The following is a 21,718-nucleotide window of genomic DNA, read 5'->3' as shown; positions in this document are numbered from 1 at the left end:
CCCTCCTCTTCTAGATAGATTCTTATGCTTCAAAGAATTCAATTTCTTTGCTGTCAGCTGTTAATTTAACAATTGCCTTACGACGTTTATTTGTGTAACCACCGAATTTACCCATACGCTTGAACTTACCTTTGTAGTTCATGATGTTAACTTTTTCAACATCAACGCCAAAGATTGTTTCAACAGCATCTTTAACCTGAGTTTTATTCGCTCTAACATCCACTTCAAATGTATATTTCTTTTCAGCCATTAGGTCAGTAGAACGTTCAGTGATAACGGGGCGCTTAATGATATCGCGTGCATCCATTATGCAAGCACCTCCTCTACTTTTTCAACCGCTGCTTTAGTCATGATCAACTTATCATGATTTACAACGTCTAATACGTTGATTCCATCAGCTGTTACAACAGTTACACCAGGAATGTTACGAGCAGATAATGCTACGTTCTCATCTAGGTCAGCAGTAACAATAAGTGCCTTTTTCTCAACAGAAAGACCACCTAATACTGATTTAAATTCTTTTGTTTTTGGTGCATCGAAAATTAGGCTTTCAAGTACCAAAATATTTTCTTCTACCACTTTAGATGAAAGTGCTGATTTGATCGCTAAGCGACGCACTTTTTTCGGTAATTTATAACTGTAGCTGCGTGGTGTTGGACCAAATACAGTACCACCTCCGCGCCATTGTGGAGAACGGATAGACCCTTGACGAGCACGACCAGTTCCTTTTTGACGCCATGGTTTACGTCCACCGCCGCGTACTTCAGAACGCCCTTTTACTTTATGAGTTCCTTGACGTAATGAAGCGCGTTGCATAACAATCGCTTCAAATAAAACGTGTTGGTTTACCTCAATACCAAATACTGATTCATTAAGTTCGATTTCACCAACTTGTGACCCAGTTTGGTTTAATAATGCTACTTTAGGCATGCTTTTGTTCCTCCTTTCTTATGAAGTAATTATGCTTTTACCGCACTTTTAATTTTTAATAGTGATTTTTTAGCTCCTGGAACATTACCTTTAATCATTAGTAAGTTGCGTTCAACGTCAACTTTTACGATTTCAAGATTTTGTACAGTTACTTGTTCTCCACCCATACGTCCAGGTAAAGCTTTACCTTTAAATACACGGTTTGGAGCAACAGGTCCCATTGAACCAGGACGACGATGATAACGGGAACCGTGAGCCATAGGGCCGCGAGATTGTCCGTGGCGCTTAATTGAACCTTGGAAACCTTTACCTTTTGAAATTCCTGTTACATCTACAGTTTCACCTGCAGCGAAAATATCAACCTTGACTTCTTGACCAACTTCATACCCTGCAACATCAACTCCGCGAATTTCGCGAACGAAGCGCTTAGGAGCAGTATTAGCTTTTGCAGCATGGCCCTTTTCTGGTTTGTTAGCTAGTTTTTCACGTTTGTCATCAAATCCGATTTGGATTGCTTCATAGCCATCAGTTTCAACCGATTTCTTTTGAAGAACAACGTTTGCAGCAGCTTCAACAACAGTAACTGGGATTAAATTGCCGTTTTCAACAAATACTTGAGTCATACCAATCTTTCTTCCTAAGATTCCTTTGGTCATTTAGTCACACCTCCTATAATTTATGTTCATTTATTTTTATTAAAGTTTAATTTCGATATCAACACCAGATGGTAAATCTAAACGCATTAATGCATCAACTGTTTGTGGAGTTGGATTAACGATGTCGATTAGACGCTTATGTGTCCGCATTTCGAATTGCTCACGAGAATCTTTGTACTTATGAACCGCACGAAGAATTGTGTAAACAGATTTTTCAGTTGGTAGTGGGATTGGACCCGAAACTGCCGCACCTGAACGTTTTGCTGTTTCTACGATTTTTTCTGCAGATTGATCAAGAATTCTGTGATCATACGCTTTTAAACGGATACGAATTTTTTGTTTTGCCATTATTTTCCCTCCTTTATCGCCTATTTTCTTAAATAGACATACTCAGTGAAAATTTCCCACACACTCGCCATGGCAAAGCGGCCGGGTGTGTCAGCAACCTTCCACATCATCGCAGTCAAAGACCAACATTGTCTATTATACATAAAACATAAAGTAAACGCAACATTAATTACGAATTTCTTTAATGTTTCTTGTGCCTAGCACACTTTTAATATTATAACTGCACATATCATTAATTTCAATAGCAAAAATGAATCTCCAATAATATCCTATGTGGAATTCAGGATTAACTTAGAAAATGCAAAATTCATAAAAGTAACTATGTCTATTATAATAGAAGAAACTCGTTTTTTTGTAGTGAATAACGGTTTCCCGGCTCTGGGTCATTAACATAAAAAAAAGCAGATGGATCGTCACCCATCTGCTTTTACTATTATCTAATTATGCTTGAATTGAAGTAATAGTACCAGATCCTACAGTACGTCCGCCTTCACGGATTGAGAATTTAGTTCCTTCTTCAATCGCAACTGGAGCGATAAGCTCAACAGTCATTTCGATGTGGTCGCCAGGCATAACCATTTCTGTGCCTTCTGGAAGATTACAAATACCAGTAATATCAGAAGTACGGAAATAGAATTGTGGACGGTAGTTTGTGAAGAATGGAGTATGACGTCCACCTTCTTCTTTTGTTAAAACATATACTTGAGCTAAGAATTTAGTGTGTGGAGTGATTGACTTTGGTTTAGCCAATACTTGTCCACGTTCGATATCTTCACGTGCTACACCACGAAGAAGCGCACCAATGTTGTCTCCTGCTTCTGCAAAATCAAGAAGTTTACGGAACATTTCTACACCTGTTACAGTTGTAGATTTTGGTTCTTCAGTGAAACCAACGATTTCAACAACATCACCAACTTTTACTACACCACGCTCAACACGTCCTGTAGCAACAGTACCACGACCAGTGATTGAGAATACATCCTCAACTGGCATCATGAATGGCTTATCAGTATCACGAGTTGGAGTTGGGATAAACTCATCAACAGCGCTCATAAGTTCAAAGATTTTTTCTTCCCATGCAGCTTCGCCTTCTAATGCTTTAAGAGCAGAACCTTTGATAACTGGAGTGTCATCGCCAGGGAAATCGTATTCACTAAGAAGGTCACGAATTTCCATTTCTACAAGTTCAAGAAGCTCTTCGTCATCAACCATATCACACTTGTTCATGAAAACAACAAGGTAAGGTACACCTACTTGACGAGAAAGAAGAATGTGTTCACGAGTTTGTGGCATTGGACCATCAGTAGCAGAAACAACAAGGATACCGCCGTCCATTTGCGCAGCACCAGTGATCATGTTTTTAACATAGTCAGCGTGTCCTGGGCAGTCAACGTGTGCATAGTGACGATTATCAGTTTCATACTCAACGTGCGCTGTAGAGATTGTGATACCACGCTCTCTTTCTTCAGGAGCACCATCAATTTGATCATATGCACGTGCTTCTGCTTTACCGGATTTAGCAAGTACAGAAGTGATTGCAGCTGTTAAAGTAGTTTTACCATGGTCAACGTGACCAATTGTACCAATGTTAACGTGTGGCTTTGAACGGTCGAATTTAGCTTTACCCATTAGAAAATCCTCCTCTAAATTATAAAATTTAAGTATATTTTTTGGAAACCGCAAGGTGGTTGTCCCAATCTTACAGTTTCCTAGCTTACATTAGTAGTTATACTTTAAAGATAAGTTAAAATCAATTACTCACCTTTATTTTTTTTGATGATTTCTTCAGAAACAGATTTTGGTACTTCTTCATAGTGATCAAAGTGCATAGAGAATACTCCACGACCTTGTGTACTTGAACGAAGTGCTGTTGCGTATCCAAACATTTCTGAAAGTGGAACCATCGCACGAACTACTTGTGCGTTACCGCGAGCTTCCATACCTTCAACACGGCCGCGACGAGCAGTGATTTGACCCATGATATCCCCTAAATATTCTTCGGGGATAACAACTTCTACTCTCATCATAGGTTCAAGGATAACCGGCTGACACTTAGAAGCAGCATTTTTAAGAGCCATTGAAGCGGCAATCTTAAACGCCATTTCAGAGGAGTCAACATCATGGTATGATCCATCGAACAATCTTGCTTTAATATCAACTAATGGATATCCAGCAAGAACACCACGATTTAGAGCATCTTCAAGTCCAGCTTGAACTGGAGCGATGTATTCACGAGGAACAACACCACCGACAATGCCGTTTTCAAATTCGAATCCTTTACCTTCTTCGTTAGGTGAGAATTCGATCCAAACGTGACCGTATTGTCCACGACCACCAGACTGACGTGCAAACTTACCTTCTACTTGAGCAGAAGCGCGGAAAGTTTCACGATAAGCAACCTGTGGAGCACCTACGTTCGCTTCAACCTTGAATTCACGACGCATACGGTCAACGATGATATCAAGGTGAAGTTCACCCATTCCGGCAATGATAACCTGTCCAGTTTCCTGGTCAGTATGCGCGCGGAAGGTTGGATCTTCTTCTTGAAGCTTTTGAAGGGCAGTTGTCATTTTATCTTGGTCTGCTTTAGACTTAGGTTCAACTGAAAGTTGGATTACTGGTTCTGGGAATTGCATAGACTCTAAGATAACAAGGTTTTTGTCATCACATAAAGTATCACCAGTTGTTGTATCTTTTAGACCTACAGCAGCAGCAATGTCACCGGCATAAACCTTAGAGATCTCTTGACGGCTGTTTGCGTGCATTTGCAGAATACGTCCGATACGTTCGCGCTTTCCTTTAGTAGAGTTTTGGACATAGGATCCAGACTCTAAAGTACCAGAATACACGCGGAAGAACGTTAATTTACCAACATAAGGGTCAGTCATAACTTTGAATGCTAGAGCTGAGAATGGCTCTTCATCACTTGAGTGACGCTCGATTACATCATCTTCATCATCAATCGCATGACCTTTGATTGCAGGTACATCTAATGGTGATGGAAGGTAATCGATAACAGCATCCAACATTAATTGAACGCCTTTGTTTTTGAAGGCAGATCCACAGATTACTGGGTAGAATTCAACATTAACAGTACCTTTACGAATTCCTGCTTTGAGTTCTTCTTTAGTGATTTCTTCACCACCAAGGTATTTTTCCATTAATTCTTCATCTAATTCAGCTACTGCTTCAACTAACTTTTCACGATATTCTTCAGCTTGAGCACGAAATTCTTCAGGGATTTCGCGAACTTCAATATCAGTTCCTAAATCGTTCCCGTAGAATACGGCATTCATTTCAACTAGGTCAATGATTGCTTCAAACTGATCTTCAGCGCCGATTGGCAACTGAATAGCATGCGCATTCGCTTGTAGACGGTCATGAAGTGTTCCTAGCGAGTAAAGGAAGTCAGCTCCAATTTTGTCCATCTTGTTTACGAATACAACACGTGGTACTCCGTAGGTTGTTGCTTGACGCCAAACTGTTTCAGTTTGTGGTTCAACACCTGATTGTGCATCAAGGACGGCTACTGCACCATCAAGTACACGAAGTGAACGCTCAACTTCAACTGTGAAGTCTACGTGTCCTGGAGTGTCAATGATGTTTACGCGGTGACCGTGCCATTGCGCAGTTGTTGCAGCGGATGTAATGGTTATTCCGCGCTCCTGTTCTTGCTCCATCCAGTCCATCTGAGATGCACCTTCATGTGTTTCACCGATTTTATGAATCTTACCGGTGTAGTAAAGTACACGCTCAGTGGTGGTTGTTTTACCGGCATCGATGTGAGCCATGATGCCGATATTGCGAGTGTTTTCTAAGGAGAACTCTCTTGCCATTGGGTCTTTCTCCTTCCTAGTATGAAAGTTTTTATATTGAAGGTTAAATTACCAACGATAGTGAGCAAACGCTTTGTTTGCTTCAGCCATTTTGTGTGTATCTTCACGCTTCTTAACAGATGCACCAGTGTTGTTAGCTGCATCCATGATTTCGTTAGCTAAACGCTCTTCCATCGTTTTTTCACCGCGAAGACGTGAATAGTTAACTAACCAACGAAGACCTAAAGTTGTACGACGATCAGGGCGCACCTCAACTGGTACTTGGTAGTTCGCACCACCTACACGGCGTGCTCTAACTTCAAGTACAGGCATGATGTTCTTCATCGCTGCATCGAAAATTTCCATTGGTTCCTTACCAGTACGTTCACGAATCGTATCAAACGCAGAATAAAGAATTTCTTGGGATTTACCTCTTTTACCGTCAACCATCATTTTATTGATTAGACGAGTAACTAATTTAGAATTGTAAAGTGGATCTGGTAACACGTCTCTTTTTGCTACAGGACCTTTACGTGGCATTTTATTTCCTCCTTTCGAAAAAGCTGTTAGTTAATGTACTTATTTTTTAGCTGCTTTTGGTCTCTTAGTACCATATTTCGAACGACCTTGCATACGGTTGTTTACACCCGCAGTATCAAGCGCTCCACGTACGATGTGATAACGTACCCCTGGTAAGTCTTTTACACGTCCTCCACGAATAAGAACAACACTGTGCTCTTGAAGGTTGTGACCAATACCAGGAATGTATGCAGTCACCTCAATACCGTTTGTTAAGCGTACACGAGCATATTTACGTAACGCTGAGTTCGGTTTCTTCGGAGTCATTGTACCAACACGAGTACATACTCCGCGTTTTTGTGGTGAAGATACATTTGTTTGAGATTTTTTGAAGCTATTGTAACCTTTGTTTAGCGCAGGAGATTTTGACTTCTCAGTAGTAGCCTGACGAGGCTTGCGCACTAGTTGATTAATAGTAGGCATGTTGTGTTTCCTCCCTTCATTATTTGTAAGCCCACACATCCAGGTGGTTCATTTTTTTGCAAAAACAAAGTTTTTGCAGACTACTCTATCTACAAAAACAGTTTTTAACGGATAATCGCAACAGCTGAGGCTCCCACTTCAACCCTGCATGCTTTTCCAAGCTTTTTGTTTGAATCAACATAGAGGATTGGTACGTTCATTCGCAAGGCTTGATTTACCACAGAATCTGTAATCTTCGGATCAGCATCCAGTGCTATAACGAGCTCTTGTACTTGACCGTTTTTAAGTGCTTTCGCTGTTTGTTTTGTTCCTATAACAATTTTGTTTGCCCGTAATACTTTTTCATAAGACATTTTCATATCCTCCAAAGTACTAGGTGAATAGGAGCACCTTTGATATATTAACATCTTAATAATGCGATGTCAACAAATCTTTAAAAAAAGTATTTTTCTTTAAAATGCGGTACCTGTAATTAGATAACAGGTACCGCTTGCCATCTTAGTCAATCGTAACGGTTTCGTCAGATTCAGCTTCTGCAAAAACAGGTTCTGCTTTGCGGTATCGCTGCATTCCTGTTCCTGCTGGGACTAGCTTACCAATGATAACATTTTCCTTAAGACCAAGTAATTCATCGCGTTTGCCTTTAATTGCAGCATCCGTAAGTACCCTTGTTGTTTCTTGGAATGATGCAGCGGACAAGAATGAATCCGTTTCAAGGGATGCCTTGGTAATACCAAGTAATACAGGTCGTCCTGTTGCAGGTAATTTACCAGATAACAACGCCTTTTCATTGGCATCCGTAAACTGATGAATATCGAGTAATGTACCAGGAAGTACTTCTGTTTCACCTGCATCTACTACGCGCACCTTGCGAAGCATTTGACGAACCATTACCTCAACGTGTTTGTCGCCAATTTCTACCCCTTGCATACGGTAAACCTTTTGTACCTCACGCAATAAGTATTCTTGAACGGCATTTACGTCTTTTACTTTGATTAATTCTTTCGGGTCGATTGAACCTTCGGTTAATTCTTCACCGCGTTCTACACGATCATCGATTGCTACCTTTAAGCGGGCAGTATACGGTGCATTGTAAGTACGTGATTCCACTTCACCTTGAACAACAATTTCATGTTGACGGTCTCGCCCCTCATTAATACCGACAACAACACCATCAATTTCCGAAATAACGGCTTGACCTTTAGGGTTACGTGCTTCAAAAATCTCTTGAATACGCGGAAGACCCTGTGTGATATCGTCTCCGGCAACACCGCCTGTATGGAATGTACGCATGGTTAATTGTGTACCCGGCTCACCAATGGATTGGGCTGCAATAATACCAACTGCTTCGCCCACTTCCACTTCCTGACCAGTAGCCAAGTTACGGCCATAACACTTTTTACATACTCCATGGCGGGTATTACATGTAAATACAGAACGAATTTTTACTTCTTCAACTCCGGCACCGACAATGACCTCTGCAAGGTCTTCAGTAATTAGTCCATTTTCAGGAACAAGAACTTCCTTCGTTTCCGGATGTTTAATTGGGTTGCGGGCATAACGGCCAATTAGACGTTCTTCTAATGACTCGATCGTTTCATTTCCGTCTTTTAATGCACTAATGAGCAATCCACGGTCCGTTCCACAGTCATCATCACGAACGATAACATCCTGTGCAACGTCAACAAGACGACGTGTTAAATAACCAGAGTCCGCTGTTTTAAGCGCCGTATCGGCAAGACCTTTACGGGCACCATGAGTGGAGATAAAGTATTCCAACACGGTTAAACCTTCACGGAAACTTGATTTAATTGGTAACTCAATGATCCGTCCAGCCGGGTTGGCCATCAATCCACGCATACCAGCAAGCTGTGTAAAGTTCGATGCGTTACCACGCGCTCCGGAATCAGACATCATGAAGATTGGATTGGTTTTATTCAAGGATTTCATCAGTTTACCTTGAATCGTATCTTTAGCCGCACTCCAAATCGCAATGACACGATCGTAACGCTCATCTTCCGTAATTAAACCGCGTCTAAATTGCTTCATAACATTATCAACTTTTTCCTGTGCTTCGTGAAGGATTTGCTGTTTCTCACCTAATACGACGATATCAGCAACACCAACCGTAATGCCGGCCTTGGTTGAATGTTTAAATCCTAAATCCTTCATCCGGTCAAGCATTTTTGAGGTTTCAGTAATTTTGAAACGTTTGAATACTTCCGCAATGATATTTCCAAGGATTTTCTTTTTAAATGGATCGACGATCGGCATTTCTTTGATTCTTGCACGGACATCATCACCTTTTTCAACAAAATACTTCTCAGGGGTTTTAACCTCTAAGTTATCTCTTGTTGGTTCATTGATATAAGGGAATGATTTCGGCAAAATTTCGTTAAAAATTAATTTGCCCACTGTTGAAATCAACAGCATATTGTTTTGTTCTTCAGTAAAGGTTTCATTGCGAAGTGAACCTGCATGAACAGCCACACGAGTATGGTAATGAACAAAGCCATTTTGATAAGCAAGCAGCGCTTCGTTGGTGTCTTTGAAAATCATTCCTTCTCCGACAGTACCTTCTCTTTCCAGTGTTAAGTAATAGTTACCAAGCACCATATCCTGAGAAGGTGTAACAACAGGCTTACCATCTTTTGGATTCAAAATATTTTGGGCTGCAAGCATTAACAATCTTGCTTCTGCTTGTGCTTCTGAAGAAAGTGGAACGTGAACAGCCATTTGGTCCCCGTCAAAATCAGCGTTATATGCTGTACATACAAGCGGGTGCAATCGAATTGCCCGGCCTTCAACAAGGGTAGGTTCAAATGCCTGAATTCCAAGTCTGTGCAACGTAGGGGCACGGTTTAATAAAACTGGGTGCTCTCTAATTACATCTTCTAAAACATCCCAAACTTCAGGAGAAACTCGTTCAATTTTCCGTTTTGCAGATTTAATATTATGTGCTAAACCTTTTTCAACAAGCTCTTTCATAACAAATGGCTTGAACAATTCAAGCGCCATTTCTTTAGGAAGACCACATTGATACATTTTCAAATTCGGACCAACGACAATAACGGAACGTCCAGAATAGTCAACACGCTTTCCAAGCAAGTTTTGACGGAAGCGGCCTTGTTTCCCTTTTAACATGTGAGAAAGTGATTTTAATGGACGATTTCCCGGTCCAGTTACCGGACGGCCGCGTCGGCCGTTATCGATTAGTGCATCAACCGCCTCTTGCAGCATACGCTTTTCGTTTTGTACGATAATGCTTGGTGCTCCAAGGTCCAATAAACGCTTTAAACGGTTATTACGGTTAATCACGCGGCGATATAGGTCATTCAAGTCAGAAGTTGCAAATCTTCCTCCATCCAATTGGACCATTGGTCGTAATTCAGGTGGAATAACAGGAAGAACATCAAGAATCATCCAAGATGGTTCATTACCAGAACCACGGAAGGCTTCTAAAACTTCAAGGCGTTTGATTGCACGTGTACGGCGCTGGCCTTGTGCTGTTTTCAACTCTTCCTTTAGGCTATCTACTTCTTTATTTAAATCAATATCTGAGAGTAACTTCTTAATAGCTTCAGCACCCATGGCAGCTTGGAACTTATTGCCAAACTTTTCACGGTATGCACGGTATTCCTTTTCAGATAAAAGCTGCTTCTTATCAAGTGCAGTGTCACCAGAATCTGTTACAACATAAGAGGCAAAATAAATAACTTCCTCCAATGCACGTGGAGACATATCTAAAACGAGTCCCATTCTGCTTGGAATCCCTTTAAAATACCAAATATGTGAAACAGGTGCCGCAAGCTCAATATGCCCCATTCTTTCACGGCGAACTTTTGCGCGCGTTACTTCAACACCGCATCGGTCACAGACAACACCTTTATAACGGACACGCTTATATTTTCCGCAATGACATTCCCAGTCCTTAGTTGGACCAAAAATCCTTTCACAGAACAAGCCGTCCTTTTCAGGTTTTAATGTACGATAGTTAATGGTTTCTGGCTTCTTCACTTCTCCGAATGACCATGAACGGATCTTATCCGGTGAAGCAAGGCCGATTTTCATATACTCAAAATTATTAACGTCCAGCAAGGGGCCTACCTCCCTTTTGATCTCCAGGTTTTACCCTAATTGCTCAGAAAAACTAAAAGCGCATTGAGGAACAAGTTTGACTTGTTCCCATTTTACGTTTAAATGCACAATGCGCTTTAGCAGCTAATTACTCTTTTGAACCAACTTTTTCAGATTCAAGGTTCTGGGCTTCAGGAACTATATTTAATGTATCGACCTGCTGCAAGTCATCCTCATCTTCCAAATCACGCATTTCAATTTCTTCTTCATCACCGGAAAGGATTTTCACATCCATACCAAGACTTTGAAGCTCTTTTATTAAAACCTTGAATGATTCTGGAACGCCCGGCTCCGGAACATTTTCACCTTTTACAATCGCCTCATATGTTTTCACACGACCGACAACGTCGTCTGATTTAACAGTAAGGATTTCTTGAAGCGTATAAGCAGCACCATAGGCTTCAAGCGCCCAAACCTCCATCTCACCGAAACGCTGTCCGCCAAATTGCGCTTTACCGCCAAGTGGCTGCTGCGTAACAAGTGAGTAAGGTCCCGTTGAACGGGCATGCAATTTATCGTCAACCATGTGGGCAAGTTTAATCATATACATGACACCAACTGAAACCCGGTTGTCAAATGGTTCACCTGTACGGCCATCGTAAAGAACGGTTTTCGCATCGCGTGCCATTCCTGCCTCTTCAATCGTTGACCATACATCTTCTTCACGCGCTCCGTCAAATACCGGAGTTGCAACATGAATTCCTAAATATCTTGCAGCCATTCCTAAATGGAGCTCAAGCACCTGGCCGATATTCATACGAGAAGGTACCCCTAATGGGTTTAACATGATATCAACAGGTGTGCCATCTGGTAAATAAGGCATATCTTCTTCAGGTAAAATCCTTGAGATAACCCCTTTATTTCCGTGGCGTCCCGCCATTTTATCACCTTGGTGAATCTTACGCTTCTGTACGATATAAACACGAACAAGCTGGTTTACTCCAGGTGGAAGTTCGTCTCCGTCTTCACGGTTAAAGACTTTAACATCATGGACGATTCCTCCGCCGCCATGTGGTACCCGTAATGAAGTATCACGGACCTCACGGGCCTTTTCACCAAAAATAGCATGTAAGAGTCGTTCTTCAGCCGTTAGTTCAGTAACCCCTTTTGGCGTAACCTTACCAACAAGAAGGTCACCATCTTTTACCTCTGCACCTGTACGGATAATACCGCGCTCATCCAGATTACGAAGGGCATCTTCCCCAACATTCGGAATATCACGAGTAATTTCCTCTGGTCCAAGCTTTGTATCACGAGATTCAGATTCATACTCTTCAATATGAATAGATGTATAAACATCATCTTTTACAAGACGTTCACTCATGATAATTGCATCTTCATAGTTATAACCATCCCACGTCATAAACGCAACGAGAACATTACGTCCAAGAGCCAATTCCCCTAATTCCATTGAAGGACCATCAGCAAGAATTTCGCCTTTTTTCACACGGTTGCCTACTGCAACAATTGGACGCTGGTTGTAGCAAGTACCTTGGTTAGAACGGATAAACTTTAATAATCTGTATTTTTTCAGATCGCCCTTTACCTCTTGGCCATCTACTTCTTTAATTTCGCGAACCCAAACTTCGCGGGCTTCTACATGCTCGACAATTCCATCCTGCTTACAAATAACCGCTGCACCTGAGTCTTTCCCTGATACATATTCCATACCGGTTCCAACACGAGGAGCTTCCGGCTGCATAAGCGGTACTGCTTGACGCTGCATGTTCGCACCCATTAATGCACGGTTTGAGTCATCGTTTTCAAGGAATGGAATACAGGCAGTTGCTGCAGACACTACCTGTTTTGGTGAAACATCCATATAATCAATACGGTCACGATTTACAACTGTGTTCTCACCACGGAAACGAGCTACGATATCCGTATCAAGGAATGAACCATCGTCTCCTAAACGGGAATTCGCTTGTGCAACTACATAGTTATCTTCTTCATCTGCAGTAAGATAGTCAATTCGGCTTGTTACCTTTCCTGTGTCAGGATCAACACGGCGGTAAGGTGTTTCAATAAAGCCAAAACGGTTCACTTTTGCATAAGATGATAATGAGTTAATCAAACCAATGTTCGGACCCTCTGGTGTTTCAATCGGACACATACGGCCATAGTGGGAGTAGTGAACGTCACGGACTTCCATTCCAGCACGTTCACGCGTTAGTCCACCAGGTCCTAAGGCTGATAAACGGCGTTTATGTGTTAACTCTGCCAGTGGGTTCGTTTGATCCATGAATTGCGATAATTGCGAACTTCCGAAGAACTCTTTAATTGACGCAATAACTGGACGAATATTAATCAGCTGCTGCGGTGTGATTGTTGCTGTATCTTGAATAGACATTCTTTCACGAACAACGCGCTCCATCCGGGATAATCCAATTCGGAATTGATTTTGCAATAATTCACCAACAGAGCGAAGACGTCTGTTTCCTAGATGGTCAATATCATCTGTATCTCCCACACCATGCAGCAAATTAAAGAAATAGCTGATGGACGCAATAATATCTGCAGGAGTGATATTCTTAATCGGTTCAGCAACATAGGCATTACCTAATACGTTGATGACTTTTTCATTTTCATCATTAGGGGCATAAATTTTAATTCCCTGAAGAATGATATCATCCTCCACTACGCCGCCCGATGGATTAAAACTGTTAAAGTTAATATTTTTTTCAAGCGCAGGAATAATCCGATCAAGATTTCTGCGGTCAAGTAATGTCCCTTTTTCTGCAATAATTTCACCAGTTTCAGGATCCACAAGGGATTCTGCTAACCGTTGATTGAATAAGCGGTTTTTAATATGAAGCTTTTTATTGATCTTATAGCGACCAACATTAGCTAGGTCATATCGCTTAGGGTCAAAGAAACGGGAAACTAATAAACTTTTTGCATTTTCAACTGTCGGTGGTTCACCTGGACGCAGACGTTCATAAATTTCCAAAAGGGCTTTATCTACACCCTCAGTATTGTCCTTCTCCAGCGTATTGCGAATATACTCGTTGTCCCCAATCAATTCAATGATTTCTTGATCAGAGCCGAAGCCAAGTGCACGCAAAAGAACCGTAACGGGCAGTTTCCGAGTACGATCTATTCTTACATATACGACATCTTTGGCATCTGTTTCATACTCAAGCCAAGCGCCGCGGTTCGGAATTACCGTTGCTGTAAATCCTCTTTTTCCGTTTTTATCAACTTTCCCACTGAAGTATACGCTCGGTGAACGTACTAACTGAGAAACAATAACACGTTCAGCACCATTGATGACAAACGTACCCGTTTCTGTCATGAGCGGGAAATCACCCATAAAAACATCTTGGTCTTTTACTTCGCCTGTTTCTTTGTTCACAAGACGTACTTTTACACGTAATGGTGCTGAATATGTAACGTCCCGTTCTTTTGATTCTTCAACAGAATACTTTGGATCGCCAAGGCTGTAATCAATAAATTCTAGAGATAGGTTACCAGTAAAGTCTTCAATCGGTGAAATATCCTGGAACATTTCACGCAACCCCTCATCAAGAAACCATTGATATGAAGAGGTTTGGATTTCAATAAGATTTGGTAATTCTAAAACTTCACTGATTCGCGCGTAACTCCTCCGCTTCCGGTGTCGTCCATACTGAACTAGTTGACCTGTCAACTGATTCACCCCTCAAATCAAGCGTTATAATAAAAATGTATTAACGTCTTTTAAGAAGAAATAAACTCCCTCTCATCAGACAAAAAGAAAAAGGGTTTTACATAAAAACCACATTTTCACATTTTGACTATTATTTTGTCATCATTTCCGTCTTCATCCATTTTTATACAGTAAAATCAATTATTTTCAGGAATAATTCGGAAAATATTATGATGGCATTTTATAATGCTAACATAGTGGCATATTAGAGTCAACTATTTTTTAGCCTTAATAACAAAATAACCTTTTGATTTAACGACCGTCTCTACCTCAGAAAATAGTTCCTTTAATTTTTCTATTGCTGACGGCGCTCCTTGCTTCTTTTGAATCACTACCCAGAGCTCACCGCCATATGCGAGGTACTCATGACTTTGTTCAAAAATGTCGTGAACAACCTGTTTTCCGGCTCGAATCGGCGGATTCGTTAAAACAGCAGCAAAATCACTTGCCTTAACCCCCGTTAACCGATCACTTTCATAAATTACAACATTTTCAATTTGATTTAGTACGGCATTTTCTTTTGCTAATTCAATTGCCCGCTCATTTACATCAACCATATGAACCATTCGCTCAGGGTACGTCAATGCCAAAGTAAGACCAATCGGCCCATAACCACAGCCAACATCTAAAACGGAGCCTTCGACATCAGGCATTTCAAACGCCTCAATTAATACACGTGAGCCAAAGTCCACTTCACGCTTTGAAAAAACACCATTATCCGTTTTAAAGCGAAATCGGTGATTTCTTAATGTAAAATCCCAGTACTTCGGATCACTTTCAACTTTTTGGGTACGAGAATAGTAGTGTTCAGACAAAAGACAATTCCTCCCTGGAGAATGATTTTGAAGAAAAACGAGGATTTTTAAAAATAAGCCAAAAAAAGCCCGCTATACAGCGAGCTTTTTTATAGAAAAATTACTTAACTTCAACGTTCGCTCCAACTTCATCAAGCTTAGCTTTGATTGCTTCAGCATCTTCTTTAGATACGCCTTCTTTAACTGGCTTTGGAGTGTTATCAACAAGATCTTTTGCTTCTTTAAGACCAAGACCAGTGATTTCACGAACAACTTTAATAACTTTGATTTTTTGATCGCCAGCGCTAGCTAGGATTACATCAAATTCAGTTTTTTCTTCAACAGCAGCAGCACCAGCTCCGCCAACCATAGCTACAGGAGCAGCAGCAGTTACGCCGAATTCTTCTTCGATTGCTTTTACTAGATCGTTAAGTTCTAAAACAGTCATAGATTTAACTGCTTCAATGATTTGTTCTTTAGTCATTTTAAATTTCCTCCTTAGTTTTCATTCAATTTATTAATTACGCTTTTAAATTAACTTACGCGCCTTGTTCTTCTTTTTGATCTGCAACTGCTTTTGCAGCAAGAGCAAGATTGCGGATTGGAGCTTGTAGTACGGAAAGTAGCATAGAAAGTAAACCTTCGCGTGAAGGAAGTTCTGCAAGAGCTTTAACCTCTTCAACTGTAGCGATGCTTCCTTCGATTACACCTGCTTTAATTTCAAGAGCCTCATGTTTTTTCGCAAAATCATTAAGGATTTTAGCAGGAGCTACAACATCTTCGGTACTGAACGCAATTGCGTTTGGACCTGTTAGAGCTTCGTTTAAACCTGAAAGTTCAACAGCATCAGCCGCACGGCGAGCCATTGAGTTTTTGTAAACTTTGAAATCGACACCAGCTTCGCGAAGCTGCTTACGAAGTTCAGTTACTTCAGAAACAGTAAGACCACGGTAGTCAACAACAATCGTAGATTTGCTGGCTTTTAATTTATCAGCGATTTCATCAACGATCAATTTCTTTGATTCGATTGCACTGCTCATCTTTACACCTCCTGTAGTTATCTACATTTATACCAGGCAGATAAAAACCTCCATATCAATCGAAGACATGGAGGCAGCATAAAGCTGAAGCGTTTCAGCCAATTTATCGCATTACCTCGGCAGGATTATTAAGCGCATGTTGCGCCCCTGCTGTCTACAGTACAAATGTTTTTAATTTAAACAACAAAATATATTATATTAAATCTATAATTAATTGTCAATAAAAATTATTTTGCTGCAACAGAAGAAGGATCAACCTTCACGCCAGGTCCCATTGTTGAAGTAACGGTTACGTTCTTCATGTAAGTACCTTTTGCAGCAGCAGGCTTAACTTTCAACATTGTGTCGAAAATTGTTTTGAAGTTTTCAACAAGTTTTCCATCTTCAAAAGAAGCTTTACCGATTGGCACGTGGATATTACCAGCTTTGTCAACACGGTATTCAACTTTACCTGCTTTAATTTCATTGATTGCTCTTGTTACATCAAATGTAACTGTACCAGTTTTAGGGTTTGGCATTAAACCTTTAGGTCCTAATACACGACCAAGTTTACCAACTTCACCCATCATATCTGGAGTTGCGACGATTACATCAAATTCGAACCAACCTTGTTGGATTTTGTTGATGTATTCTGCATCGCCAACATAATCAGCACCAGCTGCTTCTGCTTCTTTTACTTTTTCACCCTTCGCGAAAACTAAAACGCGTTGAGTTTTACCAGTACCGTTCGGAAGTACAACTGCACCACGGATTTGTTGGTCAGCTTTCTTAGGATCAACGCCTAAGCGGAATGCAACTTCAAGAGTTGCGTCAAATTTTGCAAAGTTTGTCTTCTTTGCAAGTTCGATTGCTTCTGCAATTGGGTAAGCTTTTGTGCGATCTACAAGCTTCACAGCTTCTAGATACTTTTTACCTTTTTTAGCCATTTTGTTTTTCCTCCTAAATTGTGGTTTTAACGTTGAATAACTCCCACGAAAAAGGTTGCGAATATTTTAGAACTTCGCAACCCTCTCATTACATCATCAACAGTTTACATGGATTAATCTTCGATAACGATTCCCATGCTGCGTGCAGTACCTTCAACCATGCGCATTGCTGCTTCAACGCTAGCTGCGTTAAGATCAGGCATTTTCTGTTCCGCAATCTCGCGTACTGTGTTACGCTTAACTGTTGCTACTTTATTACGGTTTGGTTCACCAGAACCAGACTGGATTCCAGCTGCTACTTTCAAAAGAACGGCAGCAGGAGGAGTTTTCGTAATAAATGTAAATGAACGGTCTTCAAACACCGTAATTTCAACAGGAATAATTAATCCAGCTTGATCAGCTGTACGAGCGTTAAATTCCTTACAGAATCCCATGATATTAACACCGGCTTGACCTAGTGCAGGACCAACTGGTGGTGCAGGATTCGCTTTACCAGCAGGGATTTGCAATTTAACAACTTTAATTACTTTTTTAGCCACGAGACACACCTCCTTAAAGTCCGTGATGTGGTAATAGGGTATTCACCCTCCCACTCAAGGCATCTGTCTTTATATAAAGATAAAGAACTTGACAAAGTCTTGTCTCAAAAATCGAGACATACTGACCTATGAAATATTAACATTTTTTATAATTGATTTCAAGTTTTTTTACAATATCAATCAATTTTTCTTTTTAGAGCTTATCAATTTGCGTAAAATCTAACTCTACAGGCGTATCACGGCCAAACATATTAACAAGTACTTTAAGCTTAGCTTTATCCTTGTCCATTTCTTCTACAGTACCGGTAAAGTTAGCAAATGGGCCTTCTTTTACGCGTACGGTTTCACCAATTTCAAAATCCACATCCAAACGCTTTTCTTCTACTCCCATGCGTTTCAGTAATACCGTCACCTCTTCCGGAAGAAGCGGTGTCGGTTTTGAGCCTGAACCGGCAGAGCCAACGAATCCAGTTACTCCAGGTGTATTCCGTACGACGTACCAAGAATCATCGGTCATAACAATTTCAACTAGTACATATCCAGGGAAAACTTTTCGTTTTACGACTTTCTTTTTACCATTTTTAATTTCGGTTTCTTCTTCCTCAGGTACAACTACTCGGAAAATTTTATCCGCCATCCCCATTGATTCAACGCGCTTTTCCAGATTGGCTTTTACTTTATTTTCATAGCCTGAGTAAGTATGAACAACATACCAATTCTTTTCCATTTAAGAGGACTAGTGTCCGTCCCTCCCTGTATTTTTCAATTTAAAGCTGTGTTAAACTTGCTTGCTGATTTGCGCTCCAGACATTTCGCTTTCCGCGGGCGCTCCGCTCCAATTATCATAATTACAAATTCAACTACTGAACACAGCCAAAATAAAAAACCCGTTAAACGGGCTTTGCATAAAAATTTCCTGTATTAATCACCATTATACCATGAAATAACATCTATTATTCAAGAATTAAACGAATCAATTTAGAAATTCCTAAATCTATTACTTCAAAGAAAAGAGCAACAAACACAACGGTAGATAAAACAGTAACTGTATATCTTGTTAATTCACCGCGTTTTGGCCAGCTAACCTTTCTCATCTCGCGGAAAACATCACTGAAGAACTTCTTTATGCGCTGCATTCTGTAACCTCCAAAATCGGGATTGCCTACTAACTATATTAAAATTACTTTGTCTCACGGTGTAATGTATGCGAATTACAAGTTTTGCAGAATTTTTTCAATTCTAATCTCTCTGATTTTTCCTGCTTGCCGATCGTTGAATAATTCCTTGAACCACAGTCAACGCATGCAAGGATAACCTTTTTACTCATATTTGACACCTTCAATTGTCCTACTATTATATCCTAAAAATGTAACACGGTACATACTATATGTCAATAATAGTTGGGAACGCATTCACATAAATTCCATATTTATACTAGTTATAAATTACAAGGAAAACTCCCGGATTTCAAGGTATCTTTCAAGCTTTCGCTTTACGCGCTGCAACGCATTATCGATCGATTTAACATGGCGGTTTAGTTCCTCAGAAATCTCCTGATAGGATTGTCCATCAAGGTAGAGTGCCAGAACCTTCCTTTCTAAATCACTCAATAATTCAGTCATTTTTACCTCAATATGATCAAATTCTTCTTGATTAATGATTAATTCCTCTGGGTCAAGCACTTTTGCCCCAGATAAAATATCCATTAATGTTCGGTCTGATTCTTCATCATAAATAGGCTTGTCCAATGAGACATATGAATTTAACGGAATATGCTTTTGCCTTGTTGCTGTTTTTATTGCCGTAATAATTTGGCGGGTAATACAAAGCTCTGCAAACGCTTTAAATGAAGTGAGCTTGTCCTCCCGAAAATCACGTATCGCCTTATACAGCCCGATCATACCCTCCTGGACAATGTCTTCCTTATCTGCCCCAATTAAAAAGTAGGATCTTGCTTTTGCCCGTACAAAATTTCGATACTTGTGGATTAAATAATCCAACGCTTCACTTTCACCCTGGTGCACTAGATCCACAATTTCTTCATCTTCCATTGAAAAAAATTGTTCGTTGATTTTTATCCCGAAGTCTGTACTCACTAGATCCCCTCCACCGAACAAGCATAGATAATCTAAGTATACATGATGGTTTTTTTGACCGTCAATTCTTACTTTTCTCCCCTGCGCCATTTTTCAAAAATTTCTGCCATTTCATCACTAATTTGAATCTTTGCAGCAGGCCGTTTCTCTTGAATTTTCTTTACCCTCTTTTCTATGCCTTTTTCAATTGAAGACATTTCAATCAGTAATTCCCTAGCAGATTTCCTCAGTGCCCCTTGTCCAAAAATCGCCCATTGTTCTGTAAAATCAGATGTAGCTACGTGAATTTGCGTTTTTCGATTATTTAGGCTAATCGCCAATTTCTCAATCCGTTCATCCGCTGTTTCATTTTTCTTTGTAAAAATCACTTCTACTTTATGATTTTTATATTTTTTCTCGGTGCCCTGAACATACTGTGCATCAAAAACCACGATCACACGGTAACCGGAAAAGGCTTGGTATTCTGCCATTTTTTCCACCAAGCGATCCCGTGCGGCAGGTAAATCACGTTCCTTTAAACCCCTTAAATCGGGCCAGGCACCGATAATGTTATAGCCATCGACAAGCAGGATATCCATTTCTATCCCTCAAGAGGGTGCCTTTTTCGGAATACCTCATACATGAGTAATGCCGCTGCAACGGATGCATTCAAGGATGTAACCTTGCCGGCCATTGGCAAATGAATTAAGAAGTCACATTTATCTCGCACAAGCCTGCCCATTCCTTTTCCCTCACTGCCAATCACGAGGCCAAGTGGAAGCGTCCCATCAAATTGACGGTAATCCTCTTTCCCTTTGGCATCTGTTCCGGCAATCCATACACCCCGTTCCTTTAACTCATCAATGGTACGAGCCATATTTGTCACACGGACAACAGGTATATATTCAATTGCTCCAGTCGAGGCTTTTGCCACTGTCGCGGTTAGTCCAACAGCTCTTCGCTTTGGGATAATAATGCCATGTGCCCCTACCGAATCAGCTGTTCTCATAATGGAACCAAGGTTATGCGGGTCTTCAATTTCATCTAATAATAAAAAGAAAGGAGGTTCATTTTTCTTTTCTGCTGCAGCAAATAAATCATCCATTTCTGCATATTGGTAGGCTGCCACGTACGCAAGGACCCCTTGATGATTTTGATCTGTAATTTGATCAATTTTTTTCTTTGGAACAAATTGAACAATCACATTTCCCTCTTTAGCAAGCTGGGTAATTTGCTGCATTTGCCCCCGCTGTGAACCCTCGGCAATGAGAATTTTATTGATATCGCGATTTGACTTTAGTGCTTCAATTACTGGATTTTTTCCGATGATATATTCTTGGGTCATCCTGTTGTTCCTCCTTTCTTTTCGTCTACATAGGTAAATGCTTTTTGAATAAGTTCTTCTAACCGGATCAGTTCCCCCGTTAAATATAGATGTCCCATCAGTGCTTCAAACGCAGTGCTGTAACGGTACGTTTGCACATCCGTATTTTTGGGAACGGTTCCTGACTTTGCATTTCGGCCCCGCATGATGACAGCCGTTTCTTCTTCCGTAAGAAGATGGTCATCCATCATATGAAACAAAATTTGGCACTGCGCTTTTGCGGAAACATATTTCGTCCCGGCATGATGTAACTGGTTTGGCCTTACTTTTCCACTTTGCAGCAGGTGACGCCGTACGTAAATTTCAAATACAGCATCACCCATGTAAGCAAGTGCCAGACTATTTAATTGTTTTGCATCCACATGGTTCTCATAATCAAGCATG

At 40.6% G+C, this 21,718-nt stretch carries 23 protein-coding genes and 1 other annotated feature; all 23 genes read right to left on the bottom strand.

The window, feature by feature from the left end:
* Positions 1 to 22: 22 nt before the first annotated feature.
* The 23 genes from rplW to RCG21_RS03120 all read right to left on the bottom strand — a co-directional run bounded on the left by rplW (position 23) and on the right by RCG21_RS03120 (position 21,717).
* The gene (rplW, locus tag RCG21_RS03230; RefSeq protein ID WP_208025423.1) at positions 23 to 310 is read right to left on the bottom strand and encodes a 50S ribosomal protein L23; all 288 of its coding nucleotides are present in this window, start codon (positions 308 to 310) and stop codon (positions 23 to 25) included.
* Positions 307 to 930: a 50S ribosomal protein L4 gene (gene rplD, locus RCG21_RS03225; protein ID WP_133339220.1), complete on the bottom strand. Its 624-nt coding sequence runs from the start codon at positions 928 to 930 to the stop codon at positions 307 to 309. The genes rplW and rplD overlap by 4 nt, the downstream gene beginning before the upstream one ends.
* A gap of 29 nt (positions 931 to 959) precedes the next feature.
* Positions 960 to 1,586 carry a 50S ribosomal protein L3 gene (gene rplC, locus RCG21_RS03220; RefSeq protein WP_133339222.1) on the bottom strand — a complete coding sequence of 209 codons (627 nt, stop codon included), beginning with the start codon at positions 1,584 to 1,586 and terminating at the stop codon, positions 960 to 962.
* 39 nt (positions 1,587 to 1,625) lie between these two features.
* Positions 1,626 to 1,934, bottom strand: a complete 309-nt coding sequence (rpsJ, locus tag RCG21_RS03215) for a 30S ribosomal protein S10 (RefSeq protein ID WP_007085291.1) — start codon at positions 1,932 to 1,934, stop codon at positions 1,626 to 1,628.
* A 441-nt stretch (positions 1,935 to 2,375) separates the two neighbouring features.
* The gene (gene tuf / locus RCG21_RS03210; protein WP_133339224.1) at positions 2,376 to 3,563 is read right to left on the bottom strand and encodes an elongation factor Tu; all 1,188 of its coding nucleotides are present in this window, start codon (positions 3,561 to 3,563) and stop codon (positions 2,376 to 2,378) included.
* A gap of 125 nt (positions 3,564 to 3,688) precedes the next feature.
* Positions 3,689 to 5,770, bottom strand: a complete 2,082-nt coding sequence (gene fusA / locus RCG21_RS03205; RefSeq protein WP_133339226.1) for an elongation factor G — start codon at positions 5,768 to 5,770, stop codon at positions 3,689 to 3,691.
* Between the two features lie 48 nt (positions 5,771 to 5,818).
* Complete coding sequence (gene rpsG / locus RCG21_RS03200) at positions 5,819 to 6,289, bottom strand: 30S ribosomal protein S7 (protein WP_026574084.1); 471 nt, start codon at positions 6,287 to 6,289, stop codon at positions 5,819 to 5,821.
* 39 nt (positions 6,290 to 6,328) lie between these two features.
* On the bottom strand, positions 6,329 to 6,751 hold the full coding sequence (rpsL, locus tag RCG21_RS03195) for a 30S ribosomal protein S12 (RefSeq protein WP_071355942.1): 423 nt from the start codon (positions 6,749 to 6,751) through the stop codon (positions 6,329 to 6,331).
* A gap of 104 nt (positions 6,752 to 6,855) precedes the next feature.
* Complete coding sequence (locus RCG21_RS03190) at positions 6,856 to 7,104, bottom strand: 50S ribosomal protein L7ae-like protein (RefSeq protein WP_133339228.1); 249 nt, start codon at positions 7,102 to 7,104, stop codon at positions 6,856 to 6,858.
* Positions 7,105 to 7,249: 145 nt separating this feature from the next.
* Positions 7,250 to 10,849, bottom strand: a complete 3,600-nt coding sequence (gene rpoC / locus RCG21_RS03185) for a DNA-directed RNA polymerase subunit beta' (RefSeq protein ID WP_133339230.1) — start codon at positions 10,847 to 10,849, stop codon at positions 7,250 to 7,252.
* 127 nt (positions 10,850 to 10,976) lie between these two features.
* Positions 10,977 to 14,537, bottom strand: coding sequence for a DNA-directed RNA polymerase subunit beta (rpoB, locus tag RCG21_RS03180; RefSeq protein ID WP_133339232.1), 3,561 nt, complete (start codon positions 14,535 to 14,537; stop codon positions 10,977 to 10,979).
* Positions 14,538 to 14,791: 254 nt separating this feature from the next.
* Entirely contained in the window at positions 14,792 to 15,391 is a 600-nt protein-coding gene (locus RCG21_RS03175; protein WP_133339234.1) for a class I SAM-dependent methyltransferase, read from the bottom strand.
* A 100-nt stretch (positions 15,392 to 15,491) separates the two neighbouring features.
* On the bottom strand, positions 15,492 to 15,854 hold the full coding sequence (rplL, locus tag RCG21_RS03170) for a 50S ribosomal protein L7/L12 (RefSeq protein WP_026574078.1): 363 nt from the start codon (positions 15,852 to 15,854) through the stop codon (positions 15,492 to 15,494).
* A 55-nt stretch (positions 15,855 to 15,909) separates the two neighbouring features.
* Entirely contained in the window at positions 15,910 to 16,410 is a 501-nt protein-coding gene (gene rplJ / locus RCG21_RS03165) for a 50S ribosomal protein L10 (RefSeq protein WP_133339236.1), read from the bottom strand.
* A gap of 32 nt (positions 16,411 to 16,442) precedes the next feature.
* Positions 16,443 to 16,588, bottom strand: a sequence feature (ribosomal protein L10 leader region).
* A gap of 49 nt (positions 16,589 to 16,637) precedes the next feature.
* A complete protein-coding gene (gene rplA, locus RCG21_RS03160) occupies positions 16,638 to 17,336 on the bottom strand; it encodes a 50S ribosomal protein L1 (protein ID WP_133339238.1) in 699 nt (232 codons plus the stop codon).
* A gap of 113 nt (positions 17,337 to 17,449) precedes the next feature.
* A complete protein-coding gene (rplK, locus tag RCG21_RS03155) occupies positions 17,450 to 17,875 on the bottom strand; it encodes a 50S ribosomal protein L11 (protein WP_026565509.1) in 426 nt (141 codons plus the stop codon).
* Between the two features lie 193 nt (positions 17,876 to 18,068).
* Positions 18,069 to 18,602, bottom strand: coding sequence for a transcription termination/antitermination protein NusG (gene nusG, locus RCG21_RS03150; RefSeq protein WP_026574075.1), 534 nt, complete (start codon positions 18,600 to 18,602; stop codon positions 18,069 to 18,071).
* Positions 18,603 to 18,828: 226 nt separating this feature from the next.
* Positions 18,829 to 19,011, bottom strand: a complete 183-nt coding sequence (gene secE / locus RCG21_RS03145) for a preprotein translocase subunit SecE (protein WP_133339240.1) — start codon at positions 19,009 to 19,011, stop codon at positions 18,829 to 18,831.
* Between the two features lie 44 nt (positions 19,012 to 19,055).
* Complete coding sequence (gene rpmG / locus RCG21_RS03140; protein ID WP_081810729.1) at positions 19,056 to 19,202, bottom strand: 50S ribosomal protein L33; 147 nt, start codon at positions 19,200 to 19,202, stop codon at positions 19,056 to 19,058.
* A gap of 118 nt (positions 19,203 to 19,320) precedes the next feature.
* A complete protein-coding gene (gene sigH / locus RCG21_RS03135; protein ID WP_026574073.1) occupies positions 19,321 to 19,971 on the bottom strand; it encodes an RNA polymerase sporulation sigma factor SigH in 651 nt (216 codons plus the stop codon).
* 68 nt (positions 19,972 to 20,039) lie between these two features.
* Positions 20,040 to 20,549 (bottom strand): NYN domain-containing protein, encoded by a 510-nt coding sequence (locus RCG21_RS03130; RefSeq protein ID WP_133339242.1) that lies wholly within the window; start codon positions 20,547 to 20,549, stop codon positions 20,040 to 20,042.
* Between the two features lie 2 nt (positions 20,550 to 20,551).
* Complete coding sequence (gene rlmB, locus RCG21_RS03125; RefSeq protein ID WP_133339244.1) at positions 20,552 to 21,295, bottom strand: 23S rRNA (guanosine(2251)-2'-O)-methyltransferase RlmB; 744 nt, start codon at positions 21,293 to 21,295, stop codon at positions 20,552 to 20,554.
* Complete coding sequence (locus tag RCG21_RS03120; RefSeq protein ID WP_133339246.1) at positions 21,292 to 21,717, bottom strand: Mini-ribonuclease 3; 426 nt, start codon at positions 21,715 to 21,717, stop codon at positions 21,292 to 21,294. Before RCG21_RS03120 ends, rlmB begins: the two co-directional genes overlap by 4 nt.
* Position 21,718: the final 1 nt, after the last annotated feature.

This window comes from Bacillus salipaludis (assembly GCF_030938565.1).
Taxonomy (GTDB): Bacteria; Bacillota; Bacilli; order Bacillales; family Cytobacillaceae; genus Neobacillus; species Neobacillus salipaludis_A.
This window is presented reverse-complemented; position numbering and strand designations above follow the sequence as displayed.

Excerpts from the sequence above, each read along its gene's own strand:
- RCG21_RS03120 (WP_133339246.1), bottom strand. The coding sequence starts at position 21,717 with ATGCTTGATTATGAGAACCATGTGGATGCAAAACAATTAAATAGTCTG.
- rlmB (WP_133339244.1), bottom strand. The coding sequence starts at position 21,295 with ATGACCCAAGAATATATCATCGGAAAAAATCCAGTAATTGAAGCACTA.
- RCG21_RS03130 (WP_133339242.1), bottom strand. The coding sequence starts at position 20,549 with ATGGATATCCTGCTTGTCGATGGCTATAACATTATCGGTGCCTGGCCC.
- rplD (WP_133339220.1), bottom strand. The coding sequence starts at position 930 with ATGCCTAAAGTAGCATTATTAAACCAAACTGGGTCACAAGTTGGTGAA.
- rplA (WP_133339238.1), bottom strand. The coding sequence starts at position 17,336 with ATGGCTAAAAAAGGTAAAAAGTATCTAGAAGCTGTGAAGCTTGTAGAT.
- rplJ (WP_133339236.1), bottom strand. The coding sequence starts at position 16,410 with ATGAGCAGTGCAATCGAATCAAAGAAATTGATCGTTGATGAAATCGCT.
- rplC (WP_133339222.1), bottom strand. The coding sequence starts at position 1,586 with ATGACCAAAGGAATCTTAGGAAGAAAGATTGGTATGACTCAAGTATTT.
- rpmG (WP_081810729.1), bottom strand. The coding sequence starts at position 19,202 with ATGAGTAAAAAGGTTATCCTTGCATGCGTTGACTGTGGTTCAAGGAAT.
- rpsG (WP_026574084.1), bottom strand. The coding sequence starts at position 6,289 with ATGCCACGTAAAGGTCCTGTAGCAAAAAGAGACGTGTTACCAGATCCA.
- tuf (WP_133339224.1), bottom strand. The coding sequence starts at position 3,563 with ATGGGTAAAGCTAAATTCGACCGTTCAAAGCCACACGTTAACATTGGT.
- rpsL (WP_071355942.1), bottom strand. The coding sequence starts at position 6,751 with ATGCCTACTATTAATCAACTAGTGCGCAAGCCTCGTCAGGCTACTACT.
- rplL (WP_026574078.1), bottom strand. The coding sequence starts at position 15,854 with ATGACTAAAGAACAAATCATTGAAGCAGTTAAATCTATGACTGTTTTA.
- fusA (WP_133339226.1), bottom strand. The coding sequence starts at position 5,770 with ATGGCAAGAGAGTTCTCCTTAGAAAACACTCGCAATATCGGCATCATG.
- RCG21_RS03190 (WP_133339228.1), bottom strand. The coding sequence starts at position 7,104 with ATGTCTTATGAAAAAGTATTACGGGCAAACAAAATTGTTATAGGAACA.
- secE (WP_133339240.1), bottom strand. The coding sequence starts at position 19,011 with ATGCAGCGCATAAAGAAGTTCTTCAGTGATGTTTTCCGCGAGATGAGA.
- nusG (WP_026574075.1), bottom strand. The coding sequence starts at position 18,602 with ATGGAAAAGAATTGGTATGTTGTTCATACTTACTCAGGCTATGAAAAT.
- rpsJ (WP_007085291.1), bottom strand. The coding sequence starts at position 1,934 with ATGGCAAAACAAAAAATTCGTATCCGTTTAAAAGCGTATGATCACAGA.